Origin of the sequence: Psychrobacter sp. UBA6739, from assembly GCF_002453835.1 — a bacterium.
In the GTDB taxonomy this organism is placed as follows: Bacteria; Pseudomonadota; Gammaproteobacteria; order Pseudomonadales; family Moraxellaceae; genus Psychrobacter; species Psychrobacter immobilis_A.
The window spans coordinates 23,381-29,696 of sequence record NZ_DKHR01000059.1; the positions used below are offsets into that span (position 1 = coordinate 23,381).

General features: G+C 43.4%; 5 protein-coding genes and 1 pseudogene. 2 read left to right on the forward strand and 4 right to left on the reverse strand.

Translation table 11 applies throughout. The features are described 5' to 3' along the window. Positions 1-304: 304 nt before the first annotated feature. Positions 305-1,192, reverse strand: a complete 888-nt coding sequence (locus B2575_RS12780) for an SDR family NAD(P)-dependent oxidoreductase (protein ID WP_296242490.1) — start codon at positions 1,190-1,192, stop codon at positions 305-307. A gap of 189 nt (positions 1,193-1,381) precedes the next feature. Here B2575_RS12780 and B2575_RS12785 point away from each other — a divergent pair, with 189 nt between their 5' ends. Beyond that, on the forward strand, positions 1,382-1,771 hold the full coding sequence (locus B2575_RS12785) for a DUF1622 domain-containing protein (protein ID WP_201604077.1): 390 nt from the start codon (positions 1,382-1,384) through the stop codon (positions 1,769-1,771). A 51-nt stretch (positions 1,772-1,822) separates the two neighbouring features. Here the strand turns inward: B2575_RS12785 and dusB are convergent, their stop codons facing one another. The 3 genes from dusB to B2575_RS12800 all read right to left on the reverse strand — a co-directional run bounded on the left by dusB (position 1,823) and on the right by B2575_RS12800 (position 5,792). Continuing rightward, entirely contained in the window at positions 1,823-2,854 is a 1,032-nt protein-coding gene (dusB, locus tag B2575_RS12790) for a tRNA dihydrouridine synthase DusB (protein WP_296242494.1), read from the reverse strand. 132 nt (positions 2,855-2,986) lie between these two features. After that, positions 2,987-5,032: a BCCT family transporter gene (locus tag B2575_RS12795; protein ID WP_045452155.1), complete on the reverse strand. Its 2,046-nt coding sequence runs from the start codon at positions 5,030-5,032 to the stop codon at positions 2,987-2,989. A gap of 319 nt (positions 5,033-5,351) precedes the next feature. Then, a complete protein-coding gene (locus B2575_RS12800; RefSeq protein ID WP_087814376.1) occupies positions 5,352-5,792 on the reverse strand; it encodes an HIT family protein in 441 nt (146 codons plus the stop codon). Positions 5,793-6,050: 258 nt separating this feature from the next. Here B2575_RS12800 and B2575_RS12805 point away from each other — a divergent pair. Further along, positions 6,051-6,316 (forward strand): annotated as a pseudogene (locus B2575_RS12805) (hypothetical protein); the annotation flags it as partial.

A 6,316-nucleotide genomic window follows, 5' to 3' on the forward strand; every position in this document is an offset into this window, starting at 1 on the left:
TAACATCATGGCAATCACGATTTGAGCTGCCATGATTGACTCATTTATGACCCGAAACGACTTATGATCTAATGTCCGTGCCATATCTAAATCTAAATTTGAGTTGACTCAACTTTAGTTCTCATAAGAGTGATGATGGTAGACAGTTATAAATAGGTTTTGATCATAATAAAGCGTTAAGAAAAAAAAGGCTGCTACTGCCCTCTCTCCTCTTTTGTATCAACATTAATAATTTTTAAGGCGTTAAAAAAGGACACCGCAGCGTCCTTTTTTATTCTAAATCAAGGCTCATATACAGCCTATTCTAATGATGCTCACCAGGAAGTATTCTGGCAAAGGCACGCTGAGCAAGGCTTGGCTTCTTATCAGTAGTCAGTCCAGCGCGGGTGCTTGGAAAAATACGATAACCCATCGACTGAATACCAACGTTGATTGCTGGTGCCAGTGAATAAGTAGCTGACGCAAATTTACCCATGTTGCTGGCAATACTGTTTGGTTTATGGACAATCGCTTTGGCAACCATCATCGCTGCTTCATCAGGCATAAGCGCAGGCATGTAGCGGTACAACTTAGTAGGCTCAATCATAGGCGTGCGTACCAATGGCATAAAAATATTGGTAATCGTCACATTATCGCCTTTCACTTCAGCAGCTAAGCAGCGGCTAAAAGCATCCAATGCCGATTTTGAGGCAACATAAGCGGCAAAACGCGGACTGTTTGCCAATACGCCAATAGAGGAGATATTCACAATTTGACCAGTCTGACGTTCAATCATCGTCGGCAAAAACCCAAGAACTATTTTAACCGCGCCAAAGTAATTGATATCCATAGTACGCTCAAAATCATGGAAACGATCAATAGACTCGTGAACCGAGCGCCGAATTGAACGACCAGCGTTATTGACTAAAACATCAACATGTCCGAAATCTGCCAAAATTTGCGTGCTAACTTTTTCGATATCATCCATATTGGTCAAATCACAAGGGTAATAACTGGCATTGCCACCAAGCTCCTCGATACTTTCTTTAACGGCTTTTAGTTTGTCTTCGGTACGTGCTAATAAGATAACATGCGCACCGCATTCACTGAGTAAATACGCTGTACGCTCACCAATACCGCTTGATGCCCCTGTGATAATGATATGCTTATCTTTGACCGCTTTGTTGATTGCTTTTTTTGAGGGATTGGCCATAAAAAATCCTTTTTGTTGTTTCTATGCCTATGAATGTTCGATTACAGCATAGCAAAAAATTATGGCTTAAAGTGAACAAAACCGCCGTCTCAGCCAGATAATTTGCCGATCATAAGGATCGATAAACGTATAATCGCAGTACTGCTTAGACTTACGCTTTTCACCGAGCATCGATAAGGAGTATCTATTTTGATTGCAACTCTAGCTCATTACATTGATTTAATTGCTAAGATAGTCGAGGTCATTGGCGTACTTATTATGTTTTTTGGATTGTTTTTTGCTTTTTATCGAGGGATTCGCCTAACCAGTGGTTTTAATCACGAAACCTATATCGAAATCAGACAAACCGTCGGTAAATCTATTTTGTTAGGATTAGAAGTCCTCATCGCCGCTGATATTATGGCGACTGTCGTCACAGAACCGACGTTACGCAGCGTCCTAGTACTAGGTTTTATCGTACTCATTCGGACTTTTTTGAGCTTGTCACTACAAGTAGAATTAGAAGGCAAATTTCCTTGGCAAAAAGAAAATACAGTGCTCAAAAAAGAACCACATACCGCTAAAGTGGACGAGCTTTAAAGCTTTTTTTGTCATTTAACAAACGCTTAGCATGAGCCGTTTGCTCACTTACTATTCGTGCGCCTGCAAAAAATCTTCGACCACGCGAAACTGTCCAGCGGTACTTTCTTCGCCATACATCGCTTGGCGAAAAGCATTAGAATTAGGAATGCCTGTGGTATACCAAGCAATGTGCTTGCGAGCGATACGGCAGCCAGAGTACTCACCATAAAAGTCATATAGCTCTTGCAAATGCGCCAGTACGATCTCTTTTATCTCACTGACGCTCGGTGCATCAAGACTCTCACCAGTGCGTAAGAAGTGCTCGATATCACGGAATATCCACGGTTGTCCTTGGGCAGCACGCCCAATCATCACAGCATCACAACCTGTCAACTCATAGACACGCTGGGCTTTTTGCGCGCTATCGATATCGCCATTGGCAATGACGGGAATATTGATGCTTTCTTTGACTTCGCGTATCAGCTCATAACGCGCCTCGCCAGTATACATATCCTCGCGCGTGCGCCCATGAACGGCAATCGCTGCAATACCTGCTTGCTCAGCACGCTTTGCCACACGCAAGATATTCTCACGACCATTTTCATAACCCAATCGCGTTTTTAAGGTCACGGGTGCATCGACAGCATTTACCGCCGCATCTAACAAGCGCGCAACCAAATCTTCGTCTTGCAACAGTGCAGAACCTGCCAGCCTACGGCAGACTTTTTTGGCAGGGCAGCCCATATTGATATCAATAATTTGTGCGCCATTATAAATCTGATAGCGTGCCGCTTCTGCCAATTTATCAGGTTCAGCCCCTGCAATTTGCGCTGAAATAGGTGCAATTTCATTGTCAAAATTGGCACGATACAAGGACTTTTTGCGCGCGTAAAGCGCCGTGTCAGCGATAATCATTTCACTCACTGCATGACCGGCACCAAATGATTTACACAATCGCCGAAAAGGATTGTCCGTCACGCCCGCCATAGGAGCAACCATGAGGCGGTTTTCAATCGTCAAGCCGCCGATATTCAATGGCTGCAATAATGGATGGCCAGATACTGGCAAAGACGACGGTAAAGCAGGAGAATCAGTAGACATAAAAAACGGCTTGCCATTAATTAAAATAAGATAATAAAAACAAGCCGTTATTCTAAGGAATCGTACGCATATTGCAAGCTATTAACGTGAATAACTTGCATTAAGAAACACTACTCTTTCAACAGTGCACCCTTACTTATCAAACACACTGCCCTGCTCTAGTGTGATGTCCTCATCATGCTCCTGCATACGCCACGGCAAACTATCTGGCGACACATTTAAGAAGTGTAGGTATTTTTCGAACTGATCAATAATATCGTTAATCACCGACTCTGATTGATAGCCATATAAATCATAGGTTTGACCACCACGGCGCAAATACACCTCAGCACGATGATGGTGCTCTTGTGGTAATTCATTGGCCATATCTTCCGTATAATAGTCAGGAATTTCATGCTCTGACAAACGAACTTCATACCAGAACTCAACGTTATCACCGCGTCTTAATTCCAATACAGCACGGTTATTGACCTCATCATAATTCACATCAGGCAACCAGCCTGTTTCGGCAAATTTCTCTGCCACCTCATGCATCGATGATAAAACCGTACCTTTGATATAACCCAGCACTTTATCTCGCGTTGGTTGATTGGTGATATAGTCAATACGATCACGCCATGCGTCAAGCTTAAGTAGATGCGGCGGCAGATGGTTGTCATTGGCTAGGCTTTGATTGCGATGTCCTTCAATACGTAGTGCGCGCCACATACCAAATGTCGAAATTAATATAATGATTGCAAACGGTAAAGCACTAACGATAGCTGCTGTTTGTAATGCACTCAGACCGCCTGCGATAAGTAAAACCGCTGCGACCGCCCCCTCGGTGACCACCCAAAACGAGCGCTGCCACCAAGGCGTATCACTACGTCCACCCGCAGCGAGCGAATCAATCACTAATGACCCTGAATCCGATGACGTCACAAAAAAGGTAATAATTAACAGTACCGTCAATGATGAGACAATCTGCGTGAATGGTAAATTCTCTAGCAATTTAAATAACGCAATCGCTTGGTTATTTTGCACTTCGCTAATCAGCGCGTCGTAACCATCGACCATAATCATATGCAGTGCCGTATCGCCAAACACTGAAAACCAAAAGAAGGTAAATAGCGTTGGCACTAACATGACGCCCAATACAAACTCACGAATGGTGCGACCGCGACTGATCTTGGCAATAAACAGACCCACAAAAGGCGCCCAAGCAATCGTCCATGCAAAAATAAATAGTGTCCAACTACCGATCCAATCACTCGATTGGTATGCTTGCAAGCTAAAAGTACGCTCAACGATATTGCCCAGATAGCTGCCCGTGTTTTCCATGAAAGCATTGAGAATAAAAATCGACGGACCAACGATAAAGACAAATAACATGAGTGCCGTTGCTAATACCATGTTTAAGATAGACAAGCGCTTGACGCCTTTGTCCATACCTGCCAACACGGAAACCAAGGCAGCTGCTGTTACTAAAGCAATGATAATAACCTGCACCGTCGTATTAACTGGCACCATCTCTGGTAGCAAATAATTTAGACCCGCGTTAATTTGCGCCACCGACAGACCCAAGCTGGTGGCGATACCGAACATCGTACCCACGATCGCAAACACATCAACAGTATGTCCGATAGGGCCATAGATTTTGTCACCGATTAATGGATATAGCGTTGAGCGTACCGACAATGGCAAGCCATGACGAAAAGAGAAATACGCCAGCGACAAACCTACTACGCCATAAATCGCCCAAATATGAAAACCCCAATGGAAATAGGCAATTTGCATGGCTTCTTTGGCAGCTTCAATCGTCTGCGGCGTGGAAAGTGGCGGACTGGCAAAATGCAATACGGGCTCTGCTACGCCATAAAACAATAGCGCGATACCGTAGCCTGCGGAAAACAGCATGGCGAACCATTCCAGAAACTTATACTCAGCCTCCGCATGGTCAGGGCCCAATTTAATACTGCCATAAGGCGAAAATGCCAAGGCGATAATAAACATCAAAAATATGGCGACTGCCAACATATAAAACCAGCCGAAAGTGTCGGTGGTAAATGCCAGCACTTTGCTGAACAGCTCGCCAGCAGCGTCAGGGTTGATGGCTGTGCCAATCACCAATAACAGCATAATCGCTGCTGCCGGTACAAAAACCGGCAACAAAATAGTGGAGCGAGGTAATTTACTCATAGAAAGTGATATCCCCAAAAAGTAGCAATGAAAAATAATCTTCGATATCAAGATTAATAATCAGAAGGAGCAGTGCCTTTTTTATAAAAAGTGACTCACAAAGGCGAAAATGCATCAGTTATTATTAAACAAATACAATTTTTATCACACTATGCTCAAAAACCCCAGACAAGCGCCCAACTTGTAACATGACTTTAACGATTGTTACATGACTATTACCAAGTAATAAAAAAGGCCGCTTGTTAGCGACTTTTTTATTTTATTCTGGAACAATTTACGTTTTGCTTGTTAATTCGACAGCTATCTCGTTTTTTTATTACTAAACAGTAATGGTAGCAGCAAGTTGCTTAGCCGTTTCAGCCAGTTCTGTGTGATCAGCTTGGGTCACTGCATGTCGACCGAGCTGATGAATACTCGATGGAATGAGATGCACGTGATAATGAAAAACGGTTTGACCCGCCTCGCTACCATTTAATTGCATCTGAATAATGCCTTCACGCGCAAACACTTGACGCTGTGCTTGCATGACTTTTTTAGCGGTCATTAACACCGCTGCGGCATACTCTGGTTCAAGATCCGCCAAATCAACGGCTTTTTGCTTAGGAATCACCAGCACATGCCCCTCTGCTTGTGGCATGATATCCATAAAAGCAAGGGTTTTATCATCTTCATAAACTTTGTGATAGGGAATGTCACCGTTTAGCATTTTGGCAAAGATATTGTTATCGTCATACGCGGCTTGCTCATTGGCTTGGGTCATTATTTTTTCCTTTACTTGTTTGATTATTGGTTGCTCAACAGCTTTTAGAGGGGGTGGGACAACCTGTAATATAGTGGACGAAATGTCGTTTAAGCACAAGTTGCGATAGCACTCGTTATTAAAAATTCGCAATACGTAAGCTAATCGCGGTAGCTCACTAATTTGGTTGGCGAGTCAGGCGCTTTAAATGTTATATTAACCCTCTACTTTAACAACACTACGTTTATGGATTCGTCTACTTTGCCGACTCAATCAAATATGAGTAACATTTACACAGAACCTGCTCAAGCAGCGCAAACGTCTGTCACAGCTGGCTCTGTATTCAATAATGGAAAACAACCAAGCAGCGCTGAGACTGAAAATGAGACTCAAGCCCCCACTCAAAGCATTGAGCCTAACGCGCTCATTCTGGCCGAAGCACTGAGCGACAAGACGATTGGTTGGAAGATACACAATTGCAAAATCACTAAAAAGACGGTCACACAGGATTTACCACTACCGTTCTTATATCATTACGACAGTTT

Bases quoted from the DNA above. Each gene is read 5' to 3' on its own strand.
- B2575_RS12800 (WP_087814376.1), bottom strand. From the start codon at position 5,792: ATGACCCAAGCCAATGAGCAAGCCGCGTATGACGATAACAATATCTTT.
- B2575_RS12780 (WP_296242490.1), bottom strand. From the start codon at position 1,192: ATGGCCAATCCCTCAAAAAAAGCAATCAACAAAGCGGTCAAAGATAAG.
- dusB (WP_296242494.1), bottom strand. From the start codon at position 2,854: ATGTCTACTGATTCTCCTGCTTTACCGTCGTCTTTGCCAGTATCTGGC.
- B2575_RS12795 (WP_045452155.1), bottom strand. From the start codon at position 5,032: ATGAGTAAATTACCTCGCTCCACTATTTTGTTGCCGGTTTTTGTACCG.